The 26,974-nt window shown below is 72.4% G+C and carries 14 protein-coding genes and 1 pseudogene; 4 read left to right on the forward strand and 11 right to left on the reverse strand.

All coding sequences use genetic code 11. The features are described 5' to 3' along the window. Positions 1-199 precede the first annotated feature (199 nt). Together ABGB17_RS02160 and ABGB17_RS02165 are read left to right on the forward strand one after the other, a co-directional pair. Complete coding sequence (locus ABGB17_RS02160) at positions 200-6,697, forward strand: amino acid adenylation domain-containing protein (RefSeq protein ID WP_347625981.1); 6,498 nt, start codon at positions 200-202, stop codon at positions 6,695-6,697. Next, entirely contained in the window at positions 6,694-12,264 is a 5,571-nt protein-coding gene (locus ABGB17_RS02165) for an amino acid adenylation domain-containing protein (RefSeq protein ID WP_347625982.1), read from the forward strand. The genes ABGB17_RS02160 and ABGB17_RS02165 overlap by 4 nt, the downstream gene beginning before the upstream one ends. Here ABGB17_RS02165 and ABGB17_RS02170 read toward each other — a convergent pair. The 6 genes from ABGB17_RS02170 to ABGB17_RS02195 all read right to left on the reverse strand — a co-directional run bounded on the left by ABGB17_RS02170 (position 12,261) and on the right by ABGB17_RS02195 (position 17,550). Further along, positions 12,261-13,145, reverse strand: a complete 885-nt coding sequence (locus ABGB17_RS02170) for an alpha/beta hydrolase (RefSeq protein WP_347625983.1) — start codon at positions 13,143-13,145, stop codon at positions 12,261-12,263. The two genes, ABGB17_RS02165 and ABGB17_RS02170, sit on opposite strands and share 4 nt — an antisense overlap. 99 nt (positions 13,146-13,244) lie before the next feature. Further along, positions 13,245-14,180 carry a sigma-70 family RNA polymerase sigma factor gene (locus ABGB17_RS02175; protein ID WP_347626316.1) on the reverse strand — a complete coding sequence of 312 codons (936 nt, stop codon included), beginning with the start codon at positions 14,178-14,180 and terminating at the stop codon, positions 13,245-13,247. A gap of 78 nt (positions 14,181-14,258) precedes the next feature. Then, on the reverse strand, positions 14,259-14,762 hold the full coding sequence (locus ABGB17_RS02180) for a DinB family protein (RefSeq protein WP_347625984.1): 504 nt from the start codon (positions 14,760-14,762) through the stop codon (positions 14,259-14,261). Beyond that, positions 14,759-15,415, reverse strand: a complete 657-nt coding sequence (locus tag ABGB17_RS02185) for a DUF1772 domain-containing protein (RefSeq protein WP_347625985.1) — start codon at positions 15,413-15,415, stop codon at positions 14,759-14,761. The genes ABGB17_RS02180 and ABGB17_RS02185 overlap by 4 nt, the downstream gene beginning before the upstream one ends. A 196-nt stretch (positions 15,416-15,611) precedes the next feature. Continuing rightward, complete coding sequence (locus ABGB17_RS02190; RefSeq protein WP_347625986.1) at positions 15,612-16,967, reverse strand: extracellular solute-binding protein; 1,356 nt, start codon at positions 16,965-16,967, stop codon at positions 15,612-15,614. A 277-nt stretch (positions 16,968-17,244) separates the two neighbouring features. Then, complete coding sequence (locus ABGB17_RS02195) at positions 17,245-17,550, reverse strand: hypothetical protein (protein ID WP_347625987.1); 306 nt, start codon at positions 17,548-17,550, stop codon at positions 17,245-17,247. A gap of 468 nt (positions 17,551-18,018) precedes the next feature. Here ABGB17_RS02195 and ABGB17_RS02200 point away from each other — a divergent pair, with 468 nt between their 5' ends. Then, on the forward strand, positions 18,019-20,073 hold the full coding sequence (locus ABGB17_RS02200) for a glycosyl hydrolase family 28-related protein (protein ID WP_347625988.1): 2,055 nt from the start codon (positions 18,019-18,021) through the stop codon (positions 20,071-20,073). Between the two features lie 3 nt (positions 20,074-20,076). Here the strand turns inward: ABGB17_RS02200 and ABGB17_RS02205 are convergent, their stop codons facing one another. The 5 genes and pseudogenes from ABGB17_RS02205 to ABGB17_RS02225 all read right to left on the reverse strand — a co-directional run bounded on the left by ABGB17_RS02205 (position 20,077) and on the right by ABGB17_RS02225 (position 25,491). Then, positions 20,077-21,867 (reverse strand): glycoside hydrolase family 6 protein, encoded by a 1,791-nt coding sequence (locus tag ABGB17_RS02205; protein WP_347625989.1) that lies wholly within the window; start codon positions 21,865-21,867, stop codon positions 20,077-20,079. 45 nt (positions 21,868-21,912) lie between these two features. Next, positions 21,913-23,448: a glycoside hydrolase family 6 protein gene (locus tag ABGB17_RS02210; RefSeq protein ID WP_347625990.1), complete on the reverse strand. Its 1,536-nt coding sequence runs from the start codon at positions 23,446-23,448 to the stop codon at positions 21,913-21,915. Positions 23,449-23,962: 514 nt separating this feature from the next. After that, positions 23,963-24,325: pseudogene (locus ABGB17_RS02215) on the reverse strand (cellulose binding domain-containing protein); the annotation flags it as partial. Positions 24,326-24,604: 279 nt separating this feature from the next. Continuing rightward, positions 24,605-25,087 carry an MSMEG_6728 family protein gene (locus tag ABGB17_RS02220; RefSeq protein WP_347625991.1) on the reverse strand — a complete coding sequence of 161 codons (483 nt, stop codon included), beginning with the start codon at positions 25,085-25,087 and terminating at the stop codon, positions 24,605-24,607. A gap of 44 nt (positions 25,088-25,131) precedes the next feature. After that, on the reverse strand, positions 25,132-25,491 hold the full coding sequence (locus tag ABGB17_RS02225; RefSeq protein ID WP_347625992.1) for a VOC family protein: 360 nt from the start codon (positions 25,489-25,491) through the stop codon (positions 25,132-25,134). Between the two features lie 151 nt (positions 25,492-25,642). Between ABGB17_RS02225 and ABGB17_RS02230 the strand changes: the two genes are divergently transcribed. Next, positions 25,643-26,968: an MFS transporter gene (locus ABGB17_RS02230; RefSeq protein ID WP_347625993.1), complete on the forward strand. Its 1,326-nt coding sequence runs from the start codon at positions 25,643-25,645 to the stop codon at positions 26,966-26,968. Positions 26,969-26,974: the final 6 nt, after the last annotated feature.

Consider the following 26,974-nt stretch of genomic DNA (forward strand, 5'->3'; position numbering starts at 1 on the left):
GTGAGCAGCTCCTTAACCTGACGTTCCGTGGGAGCGTTCCCACCAGGCTTGCCGCTCTCGTCGTGAATGACGGGTGCCGTCGTGCTCGCTCCCGCGCGAAGCGCGAGGCGTCAAGGGGCACCACCTGGCACCTGTCGGCGGGCGCCTGATCCTACCTTCGAGCTGGGACGACCCCACCCGTACGACAGAGGATGGCGCGATGCGCGGAACGCCGCAACGGGAGAATTCGAACGACTCGCTCCAGCCGGCGCCGAACGGCCTCAACGACACGGAACTGGTGTTGCCGAAGGCGGCGGGGGCGGTGGGGTTGTTCGAGGAGTGGGTGGTGGCGGCGGCCGAGCGGGTGGCGGTGGTGGCGGGCGGGGTGCGGTGGAGTTTCGGGGAGTTGGACGCGGCGGCCAATCGGTTGGCGTGGCGGTTGCGTGAGGCGGGGGTGGGGCCGGGTGAGGTGGTGGCGTTGTACGCCGACCGGTCGGCGTTGACGCTGGCGGCGATGCTGGGGGTGTTGAAGGCGGGTGGGGCCTATCTGCCGTTGGATCCGGGGTATCCGGCGGCGCGGGTGGAGTTGGTGCTGGCCGACAGCGGTGCGCGGGTGGCGGTGGTGTCGGGGGAGGCGCGGGAGGGGTTCCCGGCGTTCGGCGGCACGGTGGTGGAGCTGGAGGGTGATTGTTCGGGGTATCGCGACGACGCTCCGCCGGTGGTGGTGGACGGGGCAGATCCGGCGTATGTGTTGTACACCTCCGGGTCGACGGGGCGTCCCAAGGGGGTGGTGGTGCCGCATGGGGCGTTGCTGAACTTCCTGGTGGGGATGCGGGAGTTGCTGGGTTCTGGGCCGCACGATGTGTGGCTGGCGCTGACCTCGCTGTCGTTCGACATCTCGGGGCTGGAGTTGTACCTGCCGCTGGTCACCGGTGGCAGGACGGTGATCGCCGATTCCGGTACGGCCCGTGACGGCCGTCTGCTGGCGGAGCTGGTCAGGGCCGAGGGGGTCACGCATGTGCAGGCGACTCCTTCGGGCTGGCGCGTGCTGCTCGCCGCCGACTACGCCGATCCTTCCGTCACGGCCCTGGTGGGCGGCGAGGCGCTGACCGTTCCGCTGGCCCGGGAGCTGCGGGCGCGCACCCGCCGGCTGATCAACGTCTACGGGCCCACCGAGACCACCATCTGGTCCACCGCGTGGGAGGTCCCGGCCGATCCCGGCCACATCTCGATCGGCCGTCCCATCGCCAACACCCAGGTTCACATCGTCGACGACCGTCTTGATCCGGTCCCTCCGGGAACCCCGGGAGAGCTGCTGATCGGTGGCCACGGCCTGGCCCACGGCTATCTGAACCGCCCCGACCTGACCGCCGAGCGGTTCGTGCCCGATCCCTACGGCCGTGCCGGTGGGCGTCTCTATCGCACCGGGGACATCGCGCGCCTCCGGCCGGACGGCACCGTGGAGTACCTGGGCCGCACCGACAACCAGGTCAAGCTGCGCGGCCACCGCATCGAACTGGGGGAGATCGAGTCCGTCATCGAGGACCAGCCCGGCGTCGGTCAGGCCGTCGCCGCGGTCCACCGCGAGACCCTGGTCGCCTACGTGGTCGGTGACGCCGACCCCGCCGGCCTGCGGGCCGCGCTGGCCGAGCGGCTGCCGGCCTACATGATCCCGTCGATCTTCCTGCCGCTGGAAAGCCTCCCGCTCACCCCCAACGGCAAGATCGACCGCAAGGCGCTGCCGCGGCCCGAGCTCCCGGAGAGCGGGTCGGGCGAGGCGCCGCGCACCGCGGCCGAGCGCCACGTCGCCGAGGTGTTCGCCGAGGTCCTCGAGCTCGGAACGGTCGGCGTCCGCGACGACTTCTTCCTGCTCGGCGGCCACTCGCTGCTGGCCGCCAAGGCCGCGGCGCGGCTCACCGCGCGGCTCGGGGTCGAGGTCCCGGTCCAGGCGCTGTTCGCCCGTCCGACCGTGGCCGCCTTCGCCGCGGCCGTGGAGGACCTGGAGTCGTCCTCGGTGCCGCTCGGCCCCCGTCCCGCCGGGACCCCGCCGCCGCTGTCCGCCGCCCAGGAACGGATGTGGTTCCTCCACCGGCTCGACCCCGGCGACATCTCCAACGTCTACCTGGCCCACCGGCTGCGCGGCCCGCTCGACCAGGACCGCCTGGCCGACGCGCTCACCCGGGTCGTGGCCCGGCACGAGGCGCTGCGCACCCGGTTCCCCGAGACCGACGGCATGCTCCTCGCGGTCGTCGATCCGCCCGCCCCCTACCCGCTCGAACGGTCCGACCTGTCGGACCTCCCGGACGGCGAGCGGGAGGCCGAGGCCCGGCGGCTGGTGACAGAACGGGTGAACGCGCCCTTCGACCTGGCGGCCGCACCGCCGCTGCGGGCCGTCCTGATCCGGCTCGCCGAGCGCGAGCACGTCCTTTGCGTGGTGCTCCACCACATCATCAGCGACGGCTGGTCGCAGAACGTGCTGCTGGCGGATCTGATCGCGTTCTACGAGGGACGGGAACTGCCCGAGCAGGTGCTGAACCAAGGCGACGTCGTGCACTGGCGGCGGGAGCGCGACGCGGCGGGAGGCGAGGCCGCCGTGAAGTTCTGGCGGGAGCGCCTGGCCGGCGTCCCCGCCCTGAACCTTCCCACCGACCATCCGCGTTCTCCAGGAAGTGGCCGCAGGGGCGCCTTCCACCGCGCCACCCTGCCGGCCGGGACGGTGTCCGCGCTGGAGAGCCTCGGCCGGACGACGGGCACGACACTGTTCATGGTGCTGCTCGCCGCCTACCAGGCGCTGCTGGCCCGTCAGACCGGGCAGCACGACATCGCGGTCGGGACCGCGGTCGCCGGGCGGGACCGGGTCGAGCTGGAGTCCGTGATCGGCTACCTGGCCGGGACCGTGGTGGTGCGCGGCGACCTGTCCGGCGATCCCGCCTTCACCGACCTGCTCGGCACGACCCGCGACGCGGTCCTGGAGGCGTTCACCCACCAGGACATCCCGATGGAACGGCTCTTCGCGGGGCCGGGCGGGGGGCGTGACTCCGGCCCGGCGGCCGTGTTCGAGACCATGTTCATCCTGCACACCCAGGTCGGCGCCCGTGGCGACACCCTCGGGGAGACCACGGTGGGGGTGTTCCACGCCGACCACACCCCGGCGCGGTTCGACCTGATGGTGGACGCCTGGATGTCGGACACCGGGCTGGAGCTGACCTTCGGCTACGACAGGGCGCTGTTCGACCCCGAGACGATCGAGAGCTTCGCCGGCCGGTTCGTCCGCCTGCTCGACGGCGTCGTCGCCGGGCCGGAGGCACGGCTGTCGCGGCTGCTGAGGGTGGACGGCGCCGAGCGTCAGCGGGTCCTCCATGACCTGAACGACACCGCGACGGTGATGCCGGCGTCGCCGGGGATGGTGGAGCTGTTCGAGCACTGGGCGGCGGTCGCGCCCGAGCGGGTCGCGGTGGTGGCCGGTGAGGCGCGGTGGAGCTACGGGGAGCTGAACGCGGCCGCCAACCGGCTGGCGTGGCGGTTGCGCGAGGCCGGGGCCGGGCCCGGCCGGCTGGTGGCCCTGTACGCCGACCGGTCGGCGTGGACGCTGGCCGGCATGCTGGCGGTGCTGAAGGTGGGTGCGGCGTACCTGCCGCTGGATCCGGAGTACCCGGCGGCGCGGGTGGAGCTGGTCCTGGAGGACAGTGCCGCGCGCGTCGCTCTGGTGTCCCGCGGGCTGCGTGAGCGGCTGCCGTCCTTCGGCGGGACGGTGCTGGAGCTGGACGCCGACCATTCCGGCTTTCCGGCCGTCGACCCGCCGATCACGGTGGACCGGGCCGATGCGGCGTATGTGTTGTACACCTCCGGGTCGACGGGGCGTCCCAAGGGGGTGGTGGTGCCGCATGGGGCGTTGCTGAACTTCCTGGTGGGGATGCGGGAGTTGCTGGGGTCGGGGCCGCACGATGTGTGGCTGGCGCTGACCTCGCTGTCGTTCGACATCTCGGGGCTGGAGTTGTACCTGCCGCTGGTCACCGGTGGCCGTACCGTCATGGCGGACGCCGACACCGCTCGTGACGGCCGTCTGCTGGCCGGCCTGGTCAGGGCCGAGGGGGTCACGCACGCGCAGGCCACGCCGTCGGGGTGGCGGGTGCTGCTGGCCGCCGGGTACGAGGATCGGAGGTTGACCGCGCTGGTCGGCGGCGAGGCGCTCCCGCTCCCGCTGGCGCGGGAGTTGCGGGCGGTGACCGGCCGGTTGGTGAATGTCTACGGTCCGACCGAGACGACGATCTGGTCCACCGCGTGGGAGGTCCCGGCCGGTCCCGACCGGGTCTGTATCGGCCGTCCCATCGCCAACACCCAGGTCTACCTCGTCGACGACCACCTGGAGCCGGTGCCCCAGGGCACCCCCGGTGAGCTGCTGATCGGCGGGCACGGCCTGGCCCACGGCTACCTGCACCGCCCCGACCTCACCGCCACCCGCTTCGTCGCCGACCCCTACGGCCCTCCCGGCGCCCGGCTGTACCGCACCGGTGACATCGCCCGCCACCGCGCCGACGGCACCGTGGAGTACCTGGGCCGCACCGACAACCAGGTCAAGCTGCGCGGCCACCGCATCGAGCTCGGCGAGATCGAGTCGGTCCTGGAGGACCACCCCGACGTCCGCCAAGCCGTCGTCGCGGTCCACCGCGAGACCCTCGTCGCCTACGTGGTCGGCACCCCCGACCCCGACCACTTACGCGCGGCACTGGCCGAGCGCTTACCGGCCTACATGATCCCCACGCTCTTCGTGCCGCTGGAGGCCCTGCCCCTCACCCCCAACGGCAAGATCGACCGCAAGGCCCTGCCCGCCCCCGGCAGCCGGCCGGAGGTGCCGCTGCGTCCCAGGGCCGAGGGCACGCCGGCGCCGCTGTCCCCGGTGCAGGAGGGGCTGTGGTTCTTCCACTCCTACCGGAACGGCGATCCCTCCGCCCACCAGTCCGCGGCCCTGCGCCTGCGCGGCCCTCTCGACGAGGACGCGCTCGCCGGAGCCCTCGCCGCGCTGACGGCCCGGCACGAGGCCCTGCGCACCCGCTTCCCGGCTGACGGCGGTCACCCCCGGCGGGTGATCGAGCCGGCGTACGCACCACCGGTCGCGCGGCACGACCTCACCGGGCTGCCCGGCGCGGAAGCCGAGGCCGTGCGGCTGTGCGACGCCTGCGCCGCGGAGCCGTTCGACGTGTCCGCCGTTCCCCCGGTACGGGCGGCGCTGATCCGCCTGGCCGCCGACGACCACGTGCTGTGCCTGGTGGCCCATCCGCTGATCGCGGACGAGTGGTCGCTCGGCGTGTTGTCGGCCGATCTCGCCGCGCTGTACGCCAAGGAGGAACCGCGGCCCCCGGCCGTGCAGGACGGCGACGTCGCGATCTGGCGGCGCAGGCGCGAGGAGCTGTCCAGGGCGGCGCTGGAGAGCTCGTGCGGACGGCTGGCCGGGGCCCCGATCCTGGAGCTGCCCCTCGACCGGCCGAGGCCCGAGGAGCCCGCCCGTACGCCGGGGGCGCACGAGCTGCGGCTGACCGCCGCGCACGCCGAGCGGCTGGCGGAACTCGGCAGGCAGGCGGGCGGGACCCTGTCCACCACGCTGCTCGCCGCCTACCAGGTGGCCCTGGCCCGGCACACCGGGCAGACCGGCTTCGTCGTCGGCCGTCCGATCAGCGGGCGCGAACAGGCCGAGCTGGAACGGGTCGTCGGCCACCTCACCCGGTATCTGGTGATCCGAGGGGACCTGTCCGGCGATCCCGCCTTCACCGACCTGCTGCGCCGCACCCGGGCCGCGGAACGTGAGGCGGAGGAGCAGCAGGACATCTCGGTCGAACGACTGGTCTCCGCCCTCCAGGTGGAGCGCGACGCGGGCCAGGCCCCGCTGTTCCAGACCGAGCTGACCCTGCGCGACGCCTCCTTCACCCTGGCGCCGCCGGACACCTTCGGCGGTCTGAGCTGCGCCCCCTTCGCCCCGCGGCCCGCCGAGCTCGTGCACGACCTGGCCCTGACGGCGCACCCGGAGCCCGGTGGTCTCACCCTGTCCTTCACCTACGACACCTCGCTGCTGGACGCGGCGACCGTCCAGAGGTTCGCCGACCGGTTCGCCGTGCTGCTGGACCGGGTGGCGGCCGGGCCGGATCGCCGGATCTCCGAACTGCCGCTGCACACCCCGGCCGACGAGGCGCAGTTGTCGGCCTGGGCCGGGCTGCCTGAACGGCTGCTCGACCCCTGGGGCGGGCCGGTCCCGCCCGGAGCCGCGGGGGAGCTGTACGCCCCCGGCGGGGAGGACGGCGAGCCGCGCCGCACAGGGGAACGGGCCCGCCGCCACCTCGACGGACGGCTGGAGAAACTGGGCCGGATCGAGGACCAGGCGGTCATCGGCTCGGCCGCCGCGGGGCCCGGCGCCGTGCGTGCCTACGTCGCACCGCGCACCGACGCCGAGGCCCTGGTGGCCGACGTCTGGAGCGACCTGCTCGGCGTCGCCCGGGTCGGGGCGTTCGACGACTTCTTCCACCTCGGCGGCCACTCGCTGCTCGCCGTACGCGCCGCGGCGCGGCTGGGAGCGTTGATCGAGACCGAGGTGCCGATCCGCGCCTTCTTCACCCACCGCACCCTGGAGGAGTTCGCGAGAGTGGTGGAGGAGATCCTGCTCGCCGACCTGGAAGACCTGTCCGATGAGGAGGCCATGCGCCTGCTCGACTCCACGGAGGTGCCGTGACGAGCCCGTCCCCGGCCAAGCAGGCACTGCTGGCCCAGCGGCTGCGGCGCCGCGGTGCCACCACCACGCTCACGGTGACCCCGCGCCCCGAGGGGACGGTGCCGCCGCTCTCCCACGCGCAGGAGCGGCTGTGGTTCCTGGAGCAGTACCTTCCCGGCACGCCCGCCTACACCGTGTCCTGCGCGGTGCGGATCGCCGGGGCACTGGACGCCGACGTCCTGCGCCGGGCCGTCCACGAGGTGACCGCCCGGCACGAGAGCCTGCGCAGCCGTTTCCTCACCTCCGAGGACGGCACGCCGCGCCTGGTCATCGACCCGGAGCCTGCCACCGTGTTCCAGGTGACCGACGCCGGCTCCGTGGAGTCGGCCCGCGCCCTGGTCTCCGCGGAACTGGCCCGCCCGTTCGACCTCGCGGCGGGGCCGCTGATGCGGGTGCTGCTGGTACGGCTGGACCCGCTGGACCACGTGCTGCTCATCGCGGCCCACCACGCCGTCACCGACGGCTGGAGCAGCGACATCCTGCTGAACGAACTGCTCACCCTGCACGCGGGGTCGGCGCTGCCCCCTCTGCCGGTGCAGTACGGCGACTACGCCCTCTGGCAGCACCGGCGCGTGGGCACCCCGGCGTACCGGGCCGACGTCGACTACTGGCGGCAGCGGCTCGCCGGGCTGCCGCCGCTGGAACTGCCCACCGACCTGCCGCGCCCCGCCGAGCAGACGTTCGCGGGGGCGGCACGGGGGTTCCACCTGGACGCGCGGACGGCCGAGGCCGTCCGCGTCCTCGCCGACACCCATGGCGCCACGCCGTACATGACGCTGCTGGCCGCCTTCCAGGCCCTGCTCGGCCGGTGGGCGGGGCAGACCGACTTCGCCGTGGGCAGCCCGGTCAGCGGACGCGGGCTGCCGGAGCTGGACGGCGTCGCCGGGATGTTCGTCAACACGCTGGCCATGCGCGCGGACCTGGCGGGGAACCCGACGTTCGCCGAGTTGCTGGCCCGCACCCGCGAGTCGGCCCTGGACGCCTTCTCCCACCAGGCGCTGCCCTTCGACCAGCTCGTCAACGAGCTGAACGTGGAGCGCGACGTCAGCCGCCCCGCGGTCTTCCAGGTGATGTTCGCGCTGCAGAACTACGCCACGCGGCCGGCCGGCTCCGGCGGACTGGAGCTGTCGCCGTTCGCCGCCGACACCATCGTCAGCCGGTTCGACCTCAGCCTGTACCTGCACGAGGGCTCTGACGGCCTGGACGGCACGTTCGTCTACAACACCGCCCTGTTCGGCCCGGACACCGTCGACCGCATGGGGACGGGCCTGGCGTGCCTGGTGCGCTCCGCCCTGGCCGCCCCGCACACCCGCCTCGCCGACCTGGACATCCTCCCGGCCGCCGAGCACACCCGCCTGCTGGGCTCAGGCACGGCCCCCGCACCCGCGCCGCCGGCCGGGGGCCTGCTGCACGGACTGGTCTCGGCACAGGCGGCGCGCACCCCCGGCGCGCCGGCCGTGATCTTCGCGGGGGAGACGCTCACCTACGAGCTGCTGGATCTGCGGGCGGGGCACCTCGCCCGCCGCCTGCGCGACCTCGGCGTACGGCCCGGCGACCGCGTGGGGGTCTGCCTGGAGCAGTCCGCCGGGCTGGCCGTCGCACTCCTCGGCGTGCTGAAGGCGGGCGCCGCGTACGTGCCGCTCGACCCGGAGCAGCCCGCCGAGCGCATCGCGTACATGATCGACGACGCCGGGGTCCGCACGGTGGTCACCTCGGCGCGGTCGCGGGACCCGCTGCCGGCCGGGCTCGCCGAGGTCGCGCTGGACGCTCGGGGCCTGCCCGAGGACGCCCCCGAGGCCGCGGACGCGCCTCCCGAGGCGGTGGACGCCGCGGTCACGCCGGACGACCTGGCCTATGTGATCTACACCTCGGGCACCACGGGCCGTCCCAAGGGGGTCGCGGTCCAGCACCGCGAGCTGGTCAACTACCTGGCGGGGGTCCGCGAGCGCTTCGCGGTCGAGCCGGGCTCCTCGTTCGCGCTGCTCCAGTCGCTGGCCTTCGACTTCGGCGTCACGACCTTCTACCTGGCGTTGCTCACCGGCGGCCGGCTGCACCTGATCCCGTCGAGGACCTCGGCCCGCGAACTGGCCGAGTACTTCGGGCGGACGCCCGCCGACTACCTGAAGATGACGCCGTCGCATCTGGCGGCGCTGCTCGCCGAGGCCCCCGCCGCCGACCTGCTGCCCCGCAAGCTCCTGATCCTCGGCGGCGAGGCCTCCGGCTGGGCCTGGGCCAGGGAACTGGCCGCTCTCGGCCGCTGCGCGGTGGTCAACCACTACGGCCCCACCGAGGCGACGGTGGGCATGACGACCTACACCGTCGACCCGGCCGTCCCCGAGCAGGGCACCACGTTGCCGATCGGCCGTCCGCTGCCCGGTGCCCACGTCCACGTGCTCGACGAGCGGCTGCGGCCGGTCCCGGTGGGCGTGGCCGGGGAGATCTACCTCGGCGGCCCGCGGCTGGCCAGGGGATACCTCGACAAGCCCGAGCTGACCGCCGGCCGTTTCGTGCCCGACCCGTGCGGCGAGCCCGGTGCGCGCATGTACCGGACGGGTGACCTCGGCCGGTGGCTGCCCGGCGGCGACCTGCAGTTCCTCGGACGCCGCGACCTTCAGGTGAAGGTGCGCGGCTACCGCGTCGAGCTGGGCGAGATCGACTCCGTGCTGTCCGGCTGCCCGGGGGTCGCGCAGGCGGTGGCCGACCTGCGCGACGGCCGGCTGGTCGGCTACCTGCTGCCCGAGGCGGGCGGGGACGCCGAGCGCATGCCCGCCGCCGAGGTGCGGGCCTGGTTGCGCGACCGGCTGCCCGACTACATGATCCCGTCCCGGTACGTCTGGCTGGATCACCTGCCGCTGAAGTCGCACGGCAAGGTGGACCGGGCCGCGCTGCCGGACCCCGGCGGCGAGCGGCTCGACGGCGGCGCCGAGTTCGTGCCGCCGCGGACCCCCGCCGAGGAGACCGTCGCCGGGATCTGGGCCGACGTGCTCGGCCTCGCCCAGGTGGGCGCGTACGACGACTTCTTCGAGCTCGGCGGGCACTCCCTGCTCGCCATGCAGGTCCTGGCCCGGCTGCGCAGGGCCGCGCCGGAGCACCGGCTCACCTTGATGGACCTGTTCAAGCACACCACCGTCCAGCAGACGGCGGCGCTGCTCGAATCCGGCCCGGGGTCGGGGCCGGACGGTCTGCTGCACCGGCTCACCCCGGCACGCGCCGCGACGACGACGCTGGTCTGCGCGCCGTACGGCGGGGGCAGCGCGGTCATCTACAAGCCGCTGGCGGACGCCCTGCCCGCCGACTGGGCCCTGTACTCGATCGCCGTCCCCGGCCACGACCTCGGGGAGGAGGCGATGCCGCCGGACGAGGTGGCGCGGATCTGCGCCGAGGAGATCCTGGCGAACATCCGGGGCCCTGTCGTGCTGTACGGCCACTGCGGGCTGGGCGCCATGATCGCCGCGGAGATCGCCCGGCGCCTGGAGGCGGAAGGACGGGACGTCGAGGCCGTCTACCTCGGCGGGATCTTCCCGTTCGCCCGGCCGGAGGGCCGGCTGACCAAGCTGCGTCACCGGCTGGAGGACCTGCGCGGCGCCCAGGGCCGGGTGAACGCGCTCACCGCGGCCGGCCTCGACGTCTCCGATCTGAGCCCCGAGGAGCTCAGGCTGATCGTCGACAACCGCAGGAAGGGCACCCGGGCCGCCGAACGGTACTTCACCCGGCTGTTCGAGGGGGAGGCGGGCCGGCTCGCGGCGCCGGTCATCGCGGTGGCGGGGGAGCGCGACCCTGTCATGGAGTTCTACCAGGAGCGGTACCGGGAGTGGCATGTCCTGTCACCGGTCACGGCCTGCGTGGTCCTCGACGAGGCCGCCCACTTCTTCCTGAAGTACCGGGCGGACGAGCTGGCGGAGATCCTCACGCGGGTCCACCTCGCGGTCGGGACCGGTGAGACCGCCCCGATCGAACGCGGCACCGGCGAGAGGACCTGGTGGCTGGAAGGCGTCTCCTTCGCCACCCCGCCGACGCCGGTCACCGGCGGACCGGGAGGGAATTCCGGGACCTCGGCCGGCCGGAACGGTTCCGGGGGCTCGAACGGCTCCGGGAGCTCGAACGGCGCCGGGGGCTCGAACGGCGTGGGGAGCTCGAACGGTTCCGGGGTCCGGGAGGGGGCCGGGGCATCGCGGCCGGTGGGGCCGCCGCCCAGCATGCACCGCTTCTTCGGGGTCGCCGTCGGTCAGGGCGTCTCCATCATCGGGTCGGCGCTGACCGAGTTCGCCGTCCCGATCTGGATCTACCTCACCACCGGCTCGCTGGTCGACTTCGCGCTGTTCTCCATCCTGGCGCTGGTGCCGGGGATGCTGGTGGCGCCTCTCGCCGGCACCATCGTCGACCGCAGCGACCGGCGCCGCGTCATGTTGCTCGGCGACGCCTGCGCCGGGGGCACGCAACTGGCGCTCGGCGTGCTGCTGTGGACCGGCAACCTGCAGATCTGGCACATCTACCCGCTGCTCGCCTGCCTGTCGGTGGCCCTGGCCTTCCAGCGGATCGCGTACGGCTCCGCCATCCCGCAACTGGTGCCCAAGCGTTTCCTCGGCCACGCCAACGGCCTCGTCGGCATGATGAACGGGGTCGCGCAACTGATCGTCCCCCTCGCGGCGGCCGGCCTGATGGCCCTCATCGGGCTTGAGGGCATCCTGGTCGTCGACGTGGTCAGCTACGCCATCGCGATCGGGAGCCTGCTGCTCATCCGCTTCCCGGCCACCATGGCCTGGCGGCGCCGCGAGTCGATGACCGCCGAGCTGGTCAACGGCTTCCGCTACTCGTGGGGCAACAAGGGCTTCCGCCGCATGATCACCTTCTTCGCGGTGGTCAACCTGTTCATGTCCGCGTTGTTCATGATGATCTCGCCGCTGGTGTTGTCGTTCGCGTCGCTCACCGACGTCGGCACGGTCTCCTTCTTCGGCGGTCTCGGGGTGTTCACCGGCGGCATCGTCATGGCGATCTGGGGCGGCCCGCGGGTACGGCGGTTCCGGGGGCAACTGATGTTCACGCTGTCCCTGGCGGTGGCCGCCATGATCATCGGGGTCAGGGAGGACCTCGTGGTGATCGCCACCGGGGTGTTCGGCCTGTTCCTGTCGCTGACCCTGCTCAACGGCGTCTACACCACGATCGTCCAGGTCAAGATCCCGCAGCGGTACCACGGACGTGTCTTCGCGCTCAACCAGATGGTGGCCTTCTCCACGCTGCCGCTGGGCTACGCGGTGATCGCGCCGCTGGGCACCGCCCTCCTCGAGCCGCTGCTCATGGACGGCGGCGCCCTGGCGAACACCGTGGGCCTTTTCATCGGCACCGGCGAGGGCCGCGGCATCGGCTTCCTCTACGTGCTGCTGGGCGCCGCCATCGCCCTGTGCGTCCTGGTCGCCCGCCGCCGCCGCGTCCTCTGGGACTTCGACGACCTGGTCCCCGACGCCCTCCCCGACGACCTGATCGGCTTCGAGACGCTACGCGCCCGCAGATCGCTGAAGGAAAGGGTCTAAAGATCCCGGCCGGCGGCGAAGCCGGCGACCGCTCGGGCGAAGGCCCCGGGCTCCTCCAGGTGCCCGAAGTGGCCGCTCTTCTCAAGGATGAGCAGCGTGGAGCCGGGGATCAGCTCGTGGAGCTCGTGTGCCCAGCGCACCCCGCAGATGACGTCGTACCGGCCGGCGATCACCAGGGCCGGGACGGTGAGCGTCACGAGCGGCTCGCGGTCGTCGACGAGGTCGGGGACCAGGTGCTCGTCCAGGCCGGAGATGTGTGACCCGCTCACCGTGGCCCGCATGGGGGCGAACTCGTCCTCCCGGCCCCAGTAGTCGGCGAAGTACGCGGGGAGCAGGCCGCGGACGGCGGTGGTGAACTCCTCGTCGTTCGAGATGGAGCCGGTCGACCGCAGGGCGTCGAGCACCGCCGCCAGTCCGGGGATGCCCGCGTTCCTGCGGGCGAACTCCCCGACGTTGCGCATGGCCTCCGCCATGTGCTCGGGCCCGGTGACGGGGGCGCTGTCGTACAGGACGATCCCGGCGACGCGGCCGGGGTGGCGTGACGCGTAGTGCTGCACGACGAAGCCGCCGTGGGAGTGGCCGAGCAGGTGCACCCGCGGGAGCGCGAGGTGGTCGAGCAGGCCGTCGATCATTCGTGCGTAGCGGTCCCGCGTGTAGCCGTGGGGGTGGGCGGCGAGGCGGCCCGACCCGCCCGTGCCGATCGGCTCGACGTAGACCATGGTCAGGTGCCGCTCCACCTCCGGCATCCGCAGGTAGTCCCAGAGGACTCCGGGGCCGCCGGGGTGCGCGAGGCACACCGGGCCCGTGCCGTGCACGTGGTAGCGCTGGGTGACGCCGTTCACCTCGATGGTGTGGGGGCCGGCGGACAGTGGGTCGCTCATGGGGATCTCCGGTCGTGGTGTCGTCGTGGACACCGGCAGGACGCGGAGACGGCGGCGAAGTTCGATTCGGCACATGTGATCGTGGTCACACGGCGCCGGTCACGTCGCCGGGGCTCCCGAGGGCCGCGGATGGTGGAGACGCAGCCGGTGGACCCGGCCCCGCTGAAGGGACATGAGCCAGGTCACGGCGGGCGGGCAGTGGTCCGGGTCCTCCACGGGGTTGACGATGTCCATCTCCCAGACGGTGATGTCACGACCGGCGACCACGTGGGCGAGGCGCTGGCGGACCCCGGCCTCCAGGTCGCACTCCATCCCCCGCAGGAGGTACTCACGGCCGACGATCGGCCGCGGCCCGCCGAGCAGCGTGACCTCCGGTGACCACCGTTCGGCCAGGACGTCGCCGAACCGGCCCCCCTCGGCCGCCGCCAGGGTCTCGAGCGCTTCCCGGCGGCTCGCCTCGGCCAGTCCCGCGGCGTCGCCGTGCGCGGACGCCGCGGACGCGAGCAGGGACTCGGCCATCTTGGCCCGCCCCTGGCTGAGACGGCTGCGGACGGTGCCCATCGGTACGCCGCAGGCCGTCGCTATCTGCTCGTAGGTCGTGACGCCGGTGCTGAAGTACCGCAGCATGACGGCCATGCGGATCGGCGGGGACAGTTCCTCGACGGCGTGCCAGATCCAGTCCCGCAGGGCGTGCCGCTCCAGCGTCTGCTCGGGGGTCGCGTCCGTGGACGGCAGCGCCGACTCGGCGACGGGCCACATCGTGCGAGCGGCCCGGAGCCGCGTGCGGCACGCGTTGCGGACGATCATCCGTAGCCACGGCCCCACGGCGGCGGGGTCCCGGACGTCGCCGATCCGCCGGAGCGCCACCAGCGCCGCGTCCTGTACCGCGTCGTCGGCGTCCGGTCCGTGTCCCAGCAGGCTGAGCGCCACCGCGCGCATGCCGGCCTGGTGCCGCGCCAGCAGGACCCCGAGAGCCGCGACGTCTCCCGCCTGGGCACCGAGGGTGAGTTCCGTGTCCGAGCCCCCGTCAGGCATCACGCTGGGTCACCTTCTGCTCCGCACAACGAACCAGCTTATGCCGACATTTCCCCCCAAACCGGCCGTGCGATCGGGCTACTCGCCGGTGGCGCCGTCGATGCGCTCGCGCAGCAGGTCGGCGTGGCCGTTGTGTCGGGCGTACTCCTCGATCATGTGGACGAGGATCCAGCGGTGGGAGCAGTCCTGGCCGTGACGCTGCTGCTTCCCGATGGCGTCCAGGGGGACCTCGGCGGACAGTTCGCGGGCGAGCGCGACCTCGGCTCGCCAGGTGGCGAAGGCCTCTTCGGTGGAAGCGGTGTCCACGTCGTCGAAGTCGGAGTCGGGGCCGGGGGTCTTGTACAGGAGCGGGACGTCCTCGCCGTTCAGCACGCGGCGGAACCAGACACGTTCCACGTGCGCCATGTGACGGACGAGGCCGAGCAGCGACATGGTCGACGGCGGCACCGAGCGTGCCCGCAGTTGCTCCTCGGAGAGGCCCGCGCACTTGACGGCCAAGGTCTCGCGGTGCCAGTCGAGGAAGTTGGTCAGCATGGTGCGCTCGTCGGCGATGTAGGGCGGAGAGATGCGGTTGTCGGTCACGGGGACCGATTCTGCCACCGGGGGATGTCAGCGCCGGCGCGGGTCCTGCGGGCGAGGACCGCCACGGTGATGATCAGGAGGAACGCGGCCAGGCCGGTGGCGGTGCGGAAGCCGTGGAAGGTCTCCCACTGCCGCAGGACCTGCTCGTGCCCCGCGGGGGCGGCGCCCGCGGCGGCCCAGCGCTTGATGTCCTGGTGGAGGGGGACGTTGCCGAGGAGGGTGATCAGCAGGGAGGATACGCCGAGGACGGCGGACCCCGCGGCCAGGAGGCGTGGCGCGCCGCGTGACATCACGGCGAGGGCGAGGGCCCCGATGATCGCGAGAGCCATCGCGGTCCGCATGACGGGTTCGTTCATCCGCATCATGGCGGCGTGGAAGGTGAGCCTGACGTCGAGGGGCACGGCGTTGAAGGACGGCACGACGTTGACGGCGCCGTAGGCGAACGTGCCCGCGAGCAGGCCGCTCGCCAGCAGCGCGAACCCCTGGACCAGGCCGGTCACGGCCGCGCGCACCCGGCCGGGCGGCGCGGTGGCACTCGTGCCGGTCGCGCCCGCGCCCGCCCCGGCGGGTGGCGTGGTGGAACTTCTCGCCCGGGTGCCGCCGCCGGGCCGCCTGGTGGCGGCGGGATCACCGGGCCTCTTGGTCGCGTCCATGACTCGAGATCGTCGTCCACCGCCGGCCGGCGGTCATCCCTCCGGGGACGGCCGCTCGGGTACGGCGGGAGGCGTGGACGCGGTCCGTCTCCTACGCCACGCGCGGTACCGGGCGTCACCCCCCGGAGCCGGGCGGGGAAGAGCCCGCGGGCCGCCGCCGTGGCGCGATCCTGCCGCGGCGGCGGCCGTCAGGGAGTCACTTGCCGATGACCGCGTTCATGTTGGCCACGAACTTCTCGGGGGAGGTGCTCAGTTGGAACAAGCCGGCGATGTTGTCGAGCAGGACCTCGGCCGCGGTGGGGCTGAGGGCCTGGTCCCAGGACTGACCGAACGTCTTGGCCTGGCTGGCGATGTCGTAGACGAACTTCAGCCACGCGGCGTCCTTGGAGGCGCTGAGCAGGCTTTCCGTGCCCTTGACGATCGGGACCGAGCCCGTGGCGATCCAGTCCTTCACCTCGGCGTCGGTGGACAGGCCGGTGGCGAGGAACTTCTTGGCGATCTCCTTCTGCTCGGGGGTCGCCTTGGAGTAGATCGAGAGGTACTGGGCGGGGTTGCCGACGGTGTTGCTCGGGTCGCCCTTGCCGCCCTCCACCGGCGGGAAGTTCATGTACCCGAGGCCCCCGCTCGGCACGAAGTCGCCGCCCTCGGTGTTGAGGATGCCGTAGGACCAGCTTCCGTGGAGCATCATGGCGGCCTTGCCGGTGTACAGCAGGGCCTGGTCGGCGTTGGAGTCGGCGGTGATGGACGAGAAGCCCTTGATGAAGCCCTCGGCCTTGACCAGGTCCTGGATCTTGGTCAGCGCGTCCAGGGCGGCGGGGTTGGACCAGGCGTCCTTCTCGCCGTCGAACACGGCCTGGAACACCTCGGGGCCGCCGATGCGGTCGAACAGGAACTCCAGCCACATCATGTTGGTCCAGCGGGACTGGCCGCCGAGGGAGAACGGCGCGATGCCCTTGGCGTTGAACTTCGGCACCAAATCCATGATGTCGCCCCAGCTCTCCGGCGGCGACACCCCGACCTGCTCGAAGACCTTCTTGTTGTAGTACAGGACGATCGGCTGCACCCGCTCGATCGGCAGGGCGTAGATCTTGCCGTCGACGGTGGCGGCGCCGAACGCGGAGTCGAACAGCCGGTCCTTGACCGCCGGGTTCTGGTCCAGCCACGGCGTGAGGTCGTCCACCTGGCCGGCCTGCACGTAGCTGCGCAGGGTGCCGCCGCCCCAGCCGAAGACCAGGGTGGGGGCCTGGCCCGCGCCGATCGCCGTCTTGATCTTCGTCTTGTAGGCGTCGTTCTGGAACGCCGTCACCGCGAGCTGGCTGTTGGGGTTGGCCTTGTTGAACCGGTCGACGACGGCTCGGCGCACCCCTTCCGCCGGCTGGGCCGTCAGGATCCAGTAGCCCGCCTTGGTGCCGCCGCCGCCCCCGCCGCCGGCCCCGCCACCGCCGCCGGTGTCGCCGGGACCGCCGGTGCCGCAGCCGGCGAGCACGGCTCCGATGGGCAGGCCCATGGAGAGGGTGAGAAAGGTACGGCGGGACGTTGTCCTTGGCTCCACGCGGTTCTCCGTACTCGAACGCCGGGGGCGCTCGCCCGCGGCTCGTTGCCTGTCGATAGGGGTGGCGCGACGAGCCTCATGAAGCGTTTCGCGTGCCGCGCGCCTATTCGCTTCGTAGTCGGTGTGATGAAACTTTCATGAAATTCCCGACATAACCATGCGGCACGCAATCTAGATTTTCATTGTGGGCATGTCAAGCACCGCGCACAGTGGTCAAGGTGACCAGGTAAGGAACCCCGAAACAGCCTGAAATGCCGACGAGGGGGACGCCGGTGTATCAGCGGGCCGGAACGGTGATGGATCCGGCCACCCGCCCGGCCACCGAAACTTCCAGCGTCCAGCAGCCCGCCGACGGCACGGCGACGATGCTGGGGTAGGACACGTCGTCAACCGGGTTGATCTCTTGCGTGTACTCGGTGCGTCCCACCGCCTCGGTGCCGCGGATCGTCAGCGGCCCGTCGGCTCCCCGCACCATCCACAGGATCTTCGAGCTCACGCCCTCCTTGCTTTCCCCGCCCGGCGCGATGGTGGGATCGCCGCCCGCGGCGTAGAAAAGCACGGCGACGAAATCGGTGGTGCCCATCCACGGCGGGGGCGAGCCGGGGTCGCTGAATCCCCGATCCAGCCCTTCAGGAAGTGCGTCTTTCCGGACTTTCGTCACGGCACATGACGTCCCCCCGGTCGCCGGCGCGGCTTTCTCCCGCGGCGGCTCCGAGGTGCACCCGGTGGCGACCGCAAGGCTCGTCGACCAGATCAGGACGGCCGCGGCTCGCTGAGGGCGGTGCATCCTCCCGTGCTACCCCCGAAGATCGGCCGCGTCAACCCATCGGACGGCCGTGCCTGCGTCTTGCGAAAGCTTGCAACGACTTGCGTTGTTTGCCGCAAGAAGACTGAGAAGATGTCGTACGCAAGGAACAAACTCGCGAAACTATTTCACAGAGCCCTTGTGCAACGGGGCGTCCCCCGCCTACTGTCACCTCACCCTCACGGCCTTCGTGCTGCCGTCGAAACGTCGTGAGGGGCTCACCCCCCGAGAGAAACGAGCATTCGAATGTCACGGAGGATCACAGGGGCTCTGGCGAGGTGGTCCGGCAGGTCGTCGCGGCGGGCCGCGGTGGCGGTCGTGGCGGTGGCGGCGGCGACCGCCGGTCTCGGCGTGGTGCCGGGGCCCGCCCTCGCCGACCGGGGCCGCGCCCCCGTCGTGACGCGCGCCGCCCTCGACCCGTCGCTGGTGGCCGGGCGGGGCGCCGAGGTCGCCTTCCTCGAGCAGGAGGCGGAGAACGCCGCGACGAACGGCACGGTCATCGGGCCGGACCGCACCGCCTACACGCTGCCGTCGGAGGCGTCCGGCCGTGAAGCCGTCCGGCTGACCCCCGGCCAGTACGTCGAGTTCACGCTGCCGAGCGCCGCCAACGCGATCACCGTGCGCTACAGCATCCCGGACGCCCCGGGCGGCGGCGGCATCACCGCGCCGCTGGACGTCACGGTGAACGGCGGCGGCAAGAAGGTCATGACCCTCACGTCACAGTACGCGTGGCTGTACAACCAGTACCCGTTCAGCAACGACCCGGACGCCGACCTGCTGCACCCGGACTGGTGGATCACCGAGTGCCGGTGCGTGCCGAACGCCACCACCCCCGCCCCGGTGATCACCAAGCCGTTCCGGCCGTCCCACTTCTACGACGAGCAGCGCCTGCTGCTCGGCAGGACCTACCGCGCGGGCGACCGGGTGCGGCTGACCGCCCCGGCCGGCACGAACGCCGCGTGGACCGTCATCGACCTGCTCGACTCCGAGCTCGTCGGGGCGCCGCACGTGCGGCTGGTCGCGGCCAACGTGCTGCTGTTCGGCGCCGACCCGCTCGGCCGGCGCGACTCGGCCGGCGCGTTCGACAGGGCCATCGCGTTCGCCAAGCGCAACAAGCTCAAGGTGTACGTCCCGCCGGGCACCTACCAGGTGAACCGCCACATCATCGTGGACGACGTGACCATCGAGGGCGCGGGCAACTGGTACACGATCATCAAGGGCCGCGAGGTGGCGCTGCCCACACCCGCCCCGGACGGCTCGGTGCACACCGGCGTCGGCTTCTACGGCAAGGACGCGGCGGACGGCGGCAGCCGGAACGTCCACCTGTCCGGCTTCGCCATCGAGGGCGACGTGCGCGAGCGCGTCGACACCGACCAGGTGAACGGCGTCGGCGGCGCGATGAGCGACTCCACCGTCGACGGCCTGTACATCCGCCACACCAAGGTCGGCATGTGGTTCGACGGCCCGATGCGGAACCTGCGCGTCACGGACACCATCATCGTCGACCAGATCGCGGACGCCATCAACTTCCACACCGGCGTGCGTGACTCGGTGGTGTCCGGCACCTTCGTCCGCAACACCGGCGACGACGGCCTCGCCATGTGGTCGGAGAAGACCGCCGACACCGGCAACACCTTCGAGCGCAACACCGTGCAGACGCCGGTGCTCGCCAACGGCATCGCCGTCTACGGCGGCGAGGACAACACGCTGACCGGCAACCTCGTCGCCGACCCGATCAGGGAGGGCAGCGGCATCCAGGTCGGCTCCCGCTTCGGCGCGGAGCCGTTCACCGGGCACCTGTGGATCAAGGACAACACGACGGTACGCGCCGGCACGTACGAGCTGAACTGGAACATCGGCCTCGGGGCGATCTGGTTCTACGCGCTGGAGAAGAGCATCGAGGCGGACGTCCAGGTCGTGGGCAACCACTTCCTGGACAACACCTACAACGCGATCATGCTGGTCAGCGAGTGGTCGGTGAAGGACCTGTACTCGATCTCGAACGTGCACTTCAAGGACATCAGGGTGGACGGCACCGGCACCTCGGTGGTCAGCGCCCGGGTGGCCGGCTCGGCGACGTTCGAGAACGTGGACGCGCGCCACGTCGGCGCGGTCGGCGTCAACAACTGCGGGTCGTTCCACTTCACCCCGGCGGGCTCGGAGTTCTCCCTGGTGGACCTCGGCGGCAACGACGGCGGCGGCACCACCGGCCCGTGGCTCGCACCCTGGGAGTTGCCCAACACCATCACCTGTGACGACCGCCCGCCGGTCGTGGCGCCACCGGCGCCGTCCCCGTGGTGATCGTCACAGGGCCGGGAACGCGTTGGCGACCAGCATGGCGAACTGCGCGTGGTGCCAGCGGCCGGTGTGCGGGGCGTCGGGCAGGGCGCCGGTGGGCTCGTCCTGGTCGACGCGGCCGTACCTCGTGGGGTCGCACATCACGTCGTAGCGGGCGTTCGGGTCGTCCTCGTCCATGATGGGCGGCCGGCTGACACCGTCGGACTCGCCGGGCGGTTTGATCCACAGGTAGGCGTGGACGCCGCTCACCGGCGCGGGCCGCGGGCGCTCGCCGAGGCCGGCGCCGGTCTGGTTGCAGAAGTTGTGGTGGTAGGAGCGGCGGTCGATCCGGCTCTCGTCCACGTAGGTGTCGAGCTGGGCCGACGTGGAGACCGCCCCCGGCCGGCCGGGCCCGCCCCACCCGTTGCGCGAGGTGTCCACGACGATGCCGATCGCGGAAGGGAAGCCGCGGCTGATCATGGCGTTGCGCAGGCCCGCGGCGTGGTCGCGCTCGTCGAACACCGGGTTCCGGTCGAAGTACCTGCTGGTGTACACCGGGTTCCCGCCCACCAGGCGGTAGGGGTCGGGCAGGAAGACCTCCTCGATCGGCACGTAGTCGGCGACGTTGGTGGCGAAGCCATCCACGGCGGACAGCCCCGCCGCGGCGCCGCGCACGGTGGTGGTGATCCGGTCGGCGAGACCCGGGAAGATCGTGTCGTAACCGGTCCAATGGGAGACCCCGGCGTCAAGGTAGAGGTAGGCGTTGGGGAGCGCGCCAAGGGTGTTGAGGGCGTACCGGATGCCGTCGGTGTACACCCCGCTCGCCTCGGCGGTCTGGCACATCGCGGTCGGCTGGAAGGGCGCGACAGCCAGGGAGGCCAGCGAGCGCGGCTCGACGACGAAGGCGACGCGCAGGCCCTGGTAGCGCGGCCGGGCGAGGATCTCGCGTATCGGGTCGATGAACTCGGCCCGGTACCTGCCGAGCCCGGTGGGTGAGGCGAGTTCGCCCCCGCCCGCGGGGCTGGTGCAGTCGCGGTACGGCAGGTCGTACAGCACGAAGGTGGCGTACGACGCCTGCTGCGCCAGCGCGCCCTCCAGGTGGTCCACCAGCGTGCGGGTGACGCCGGGGCCGCCGGTCACCTTGGCGATGCGGTCCAGCCATACGGCGGTCGGGGTGTTCTCCACGGCCCGCATGCGCCGCGCGGCGTCGCCCCCCGCCGTGGTGGCGGACGCGGCGACGTTGGCCGCCCAGTCGGGGTTGACGTAGCCGCGCCCGACGAGGAACGGGTTGGCGGGGGTACCCGCGGTCGGCGTGGGTGTGGGTGTGGGTGTGGGTGTGGGTGTGGGTGTGGGTGTGGGTGTGGGTGTGGGGGTGGCCGGGAGGCGGCAGGCCACGCCGTTGAGGGTGATGACCGCCGGGCGCGGGTTGGCGCCCTGCCATGTGGCGTGGAAGCCCAGCGTGCGGACACCGCCGGTGGGCAGGGCGTGGAAGGGAGGCTGGCTCCGCGCGGTCACCTGGGTGCCGGACTGCTGCCACAACGCGTTCCAGCCCTGGAGGAGCATCTGGCTCCCCAAGGGACCCGGGAAGGTGAAGGCCACCGTCCAGCCCCAGACCGGGTCGCCGGTGTTCCTCACCGTCAGGTCGGCGACGAAGCCGCCCGAGCCGACGCCCCACTCCCGCACGGTGGAGGTGACCTCGCACGACGCGGCGGCCGACGCGGTGCCCTGCGCGGCGAACAGGCCGGTGGCGGCGAGGGCGAGCACCACCGGCACGGTCAGCGCGCGGTACCAGCGGGAGCGGCTGTTCCCGGTTCCCATGGGGTTCCTCTCCGGAGCTCGCGGCCGGGCGTCTGGCCGCGGGGGTCAGGGGGCGGGGAAGGCGTTCTCCACCAGCATGGCGAACTGGTCGTGGTGCCAGTCGCCGTACATCGGCGCGTTCGGCAGGGCGTTGGTCGGCACGCTCGGGTTGAACCGGTTGTTCTCGTACGGGTCGCACATGCGGTCCACGAGCCGGCTCGACCCCGGCGGCATGAGGGGGCCGCCCGCGCCGTCCGACTCACCCGGCGGCTTGATCCACAGCAGGGCGTCCACGCCGGAGAACGGGCTCGCGACCGGCCGGGCCCCGATGCCCGCGCCCTTCTGGTTGCACCAGCTGAACCGGTACGGGCGCCGGTCGAGGCGGCTGCGGTCGACGTAGTCGTTCAGGTTGTCGCCGCCCTCGCCGCCCCCGCCCGAGCCAGGCCGGTCAGGGCCGCCCCAGCCGTTGCGCGAGGTGTCGATCACGGCGCCGATGGTGCTGGACAGGCCCCGCTGGATGAGGGCGTTGCGCATCGCCGTCGCGTAGTCCCGCTCGTCGAAGTAGGGGTTCCACTCGTAGAAGGTGGCCGAGCGGACCGGGGCGCCGCCGATCATGAGGTACGGGTCCGGCAGGTACGGCTCCTCGGTGGGGATGTAGTCGGCGACGTTGGTCGCGATGCCGTCCAGGCTCGCCGCCCCCTGCGTGGTGCCCCGCACGACGTCCGTGATCAACGAGGCCATCGCGGCGAAGTTGGCGTCCCAGCCGATCCACCCGGCGTGCCCGGCGTCGAGGTAGGTGTAGACGTTGGGCAGCGGGGCCAGCCGGTCCAGGGCGTAACGGAGGCCGGACAGGTAGGCGCCGGACTGCACCACCTGCTCGCAGGAGATGTAGTGGACCCCGGTGATCAGGCTGGCGAGCGAGCGGGGCTCCACGACCGTGGCGATGCGCAGCCCGGCGTACTTGGCCTGGGAGATGACGGAGACGATCGGATCGATGAACTCGGTCTTGTACCGGTTCAGGCCGTTCTCTTGGGCGTGCAGCTCGGCGGGCGACACCAGCGACAGGCAGTCCTTGTCCGGCAGGTTGTACAGCACCAGCGTGACGTAGCCGGCGCCCTGGGCCACGGCGGCGTCCAGGTGCGCCTCAAGGTTGCGCGTCACGCCCGAGCCGCCGGTGACCTTGGCGATGCGGTCCAGCCAGACCGCCGTGGGGACCGTCTTCAGGCGCCGCATGCGCTCGGCCGCGGTGCCGCCGGCCGTCACGGCGGAGCTTTCGACGTTGGCCGTCCAGTCCGGGTTGACGTAGCCGGACACCCCGGCGAACGGGTTGTCCACCGGCACGCCGGGAGTGGTGTCGTTGTCCTGTTCGACGGCCGTCCACAACACGGCGCTGCTGCCCGATATCTGGCTGCTGCGCGAGTCGAACGTGGCACGGCCGCTGTCGGTGTCGGAGTCCTCGGCGGCGGTCACCACGAAGTTCTGCGGGACGTCCCAGTTGTCCGGGGTGAAGGTCAGCGGAGTGCTGCCCACGAGGTCGGTGTCGCCCTGGACGCGGGCGGTGCCGACGATGGTGTCGCGGGAGGGCCGCGCGCTGAGCCGCATCTGCACGCTGGCCCGGCCGCCCTCCGGCACGGTCAGCGACGCCGGGCTGACGATGATGCGCAGGGGCGGCGGGGTCGACGTCGGGGCCGTCGTTGTCGACCTCGGTGGCGCTCCACAGCACGGCGCTGCTGCCGGTGATCTGGCTGCTGCGGGTGTCGAACGTGGCCTGGCCGTTCGTCCGGTCGGAGTCCTCGGCGGCGGTCACGACGAAGTTCTGCGGGACGTCCCAGTTGTCCGGGGTGAAGGTCAGCGGAGGGCTGCCCACGAGGTCGGTGTCGCCCTGGACGCGGGCGGTGCCGACGATGATGTCGCGGGTGGGCCGTGCGCTGAGCCGCATCTGCACGCTCGCCCGGCCGCCCTCGGGGACGTTCACCGACGTGGGGCTGACGATGATGCGCAGCGCGGGCGGGGTCGGGGTCGGCGTCGGTGTGGGGCTCGGGACCAGGATGACCCGGCACGGCACGCCGTTGATCTCGAAGTCCGTCGGGGGCGGGTTGCTCCCCGTCCAGGTGCCGTTGAAGCCGACGGTGAAGGACCCGCCGGTCGCGACCTGCCCGCTCCAGGTCTGGCTCGTCGCGGTGACCCGCTGGCCGTTCTGGGTCCAGTTCGCCGACCAGCCCTGGGTGAGCCGCTGGCTGCCCGGGAAGGTGAAGGCCAGCGTCCAGCTCGACAGGGGGTCACCGGTGTTCTTGACCGCGATGGACGCCGTGAAGCCGCCCGAGCCCGATCCCCAGGTGGTGGTGGTGTAGGTGACCTCGCAGGCCACCGCGGCGTCGGCCCGTCCCGAGGTGCCGAGCACCAGCCCTGCCGCGGCGACCAGCGCCGCCATGACGATCGTGAGGACCTTGTGCGGTACCCGAGTCTGAGCATGCCCCATGGACAATCATCTCCGTGATCAGTGAGACCGTTGTTCAGCCGTCCCCGTACGACGGCCGCTGCCCCGCCCACCAGGTCTCCCACTGCCGGACGTCGGTGTGTTCAAGGTTCGGCATGTTTCGCGAACGTGTACAGGACGCCGCCGCCGCTCACCTCCTGTGGTGAGCGGATAACCCGTGAATAGGGCACGGCGGCATGACCCAATCGGCGCGGAACCTCGGGAAACGTCGTCCGGAAGCCGGATAACGGTCATCCACCCCCGGACAACCCATTGAAAGATTCAGCCGGGCGGGCAGGCCGGTGGGCGGCCCGAGGAGGGCCAGAGATAGGGCAGGTCGTCTGGCTCGTCACCGAAGAGGGGGCGGTAGAACTCCGGGGCCTTGCGCAGCAGCGCGGACCGGTGACTGCGGTGGAGGGCCTCGTCACCGAGCCAGGGAGGCAGCTCGGCGGCCGCCCCCAGCGACGGCTGGGACCGGGGCTCGGCGACGCCGCAGCGTTCCGCCAGCTCCCGCCGCAACGTCTCCGCGCACGTGTCCGCCCGGCCCGCCGCGCACCACCGCCGGCAGATCTCCAGGCCGTATCTGACCAGGGCCTCCTCGTACCCGGCCCACATCCGCGCCGCCGGGTGGTGCCGCCAGCCGTAACCCGGCACGGTCAGCGCCCGCAGTACCTGGATCACCTCGGCCCGCTGCTTGCCGAGCCGCCTCGGGTCCAGCACCCGGGCGGTGAGCCTGAAATCTGGATATGGGAGGAAGGTCTGCACTGCCGCCCCCAGATGTGCCGTGACACCCGGGGCGTACCCGGCCGCTAGCGACTGGAGACGGGCTCGATGAACTCCAAGCGGTTGCCGTGGCAGTCCTCCGAGTGGAAACGGCGCAGACCGGGGATCTCGTCGGCGTAGGTGACGGGGTAGCCGGCCTCGGTGAGGCGGCGTGCCCAGTCGTCGAGGTCCCGGACGAGGAGGCCCGGGTGGGCTTTCCGGGCGGGGCGGAAGTCCTCCTCGACGCCGAGGTGCAACTCGATGCCGTGGCCGCGGAACCAGCAGCCGCCGCGCGCGGCGAGCACGGGAGGTTTGGGGATCTCGGCCAGCCCGAGCACGCCCTGGTAGAAGGCGCGGAGCGCGGGCTCGCTGCCGGGGGGACAACTGAGCTGCACGTGGTGGATCACCGGGGGTACCTCCCACTTCGCTGGGACTGGCGCGCTCTCCATCTTCGTTCATGGGGCGGCGGGCCTCACCGAGGACGCTCGCGGCCGGTGTCCGGCAACGAGCGGTGAAACTCGGTGGGGTCGAGGACAGGAGTGATGGCACACTTCACTCGTGACTCCACAATCCGGGCAAACCGCTGCCGCGACCCACAGGAACGACCGGCCGGACCTGCGGCGGCTGCAGCGGCGGACGCTGGGGGTGTTGTCGGCGGCGCAGATCGCCGGGGGGATCGGGGTGGCGACCGGGGCGGCGCTCAGCTCGCTCGTGGTGGCGGACATCTCGGGGTCGGTGGCGATCAGCGGGTTCGCGGGGACGGCGACGGTGCTCGGCGCCGCGCTGCTGGCGATTCCCGCGGCGCAGGTGGCGGGGCGGTCGGGGCGGCGGGCCGGGTTGCTGCTCGCGTACGGGCTGGCGGTGATCGGGTGCCTGATCTGCGTGGGCGCGATCGCCCTGCGGTCGTGGCCGCTGCTGCTCGTGGGGCTGGTGCTGTTCGGCGGGGCCAGCGCGGGCAACCTCGCCGCGCGGTACTCCGCGACGGACCTGTCCCCGCCGGGGCACGCCGGGCGGCACCTGTCCCTGGTGGTCTGGGCCGCGACGATCGGCTCGGTGACGGGTCCCAACCTCGCCGACCCGGCCGAGGACGCCGCCGTCGCACTCGGATTCGGCGGCGAGGAGGGCCCGTTCGCCCTGGCCGCCGTCACGTTCGCCCTCGCCGCCCTGATCGTGGTCGCCGGACTGCGCCCCGACCCGCTGCTCGTGGCCCGCGGCACACCCGGGGACTCCGGCACCCCTGACGGCGGCTCCGGCGGTGGGGCGGCCGGGCCGAAGCGGACGTTGCGGGGGTCGTGGCGGGTGGTGCGGGAGACGCCGGACGCGCGGCGGGCGCTGGTGGCGATCGCGGTGAGCCACACCGCCATGGTGTCGATCATGTCGATGACGCCGGTGCACCTGGACCACGGCGGCATCGGCCTGTCGATCATCGGCGTCGTCCTGAGCGCGCACATCGCCGGCATGTACGTCTTCTCCCCGCTGGTCGGCTGGCTCGCCGACCGCGCCGGCGCCATCCCCGTGCTGGTCGTCGGGCTGTTCCAGCTCCTGCTCGCCGCCGCGCTCGCCGCCTCCGCGGGGCCGCGCGACGTCGCCCTCCTCAGCCTGGGGTTGTTCCTGCTCGGCACCGGGTGGTCCTGCGGCCTCGTGGCGGGCTCCGCGCTGCTCAGCGAGTCGGTCGCCATCGACCACCGCCCCTCGGCGCAGGGCCTGTCCGACCTGCTGATGAACGTCTGCGGCGCCACCGGCACCGTGGTCGCCGGGGTGGTCGTCGCCGCAGGCTCCTACGCCATGCTGGGCGTCGCGACCGCCGTCCTGGTGGTGCTGCCCGCCGTCTGGCTCCTGTCCGCCCACTCCGGGCGCGCCGCCGTCCCGCGCGATCTGCGCTGACGGCCC

The sequence above is a fragment of the Sphaerisporangium sp. B11E5 genome, assembly GCF_039871875.1.
GTDB lineage: Bacteria > Actinomycetota > Actinomycetes > Streptosporangiales > Streptosporangiaceae > Sphaerisporangium.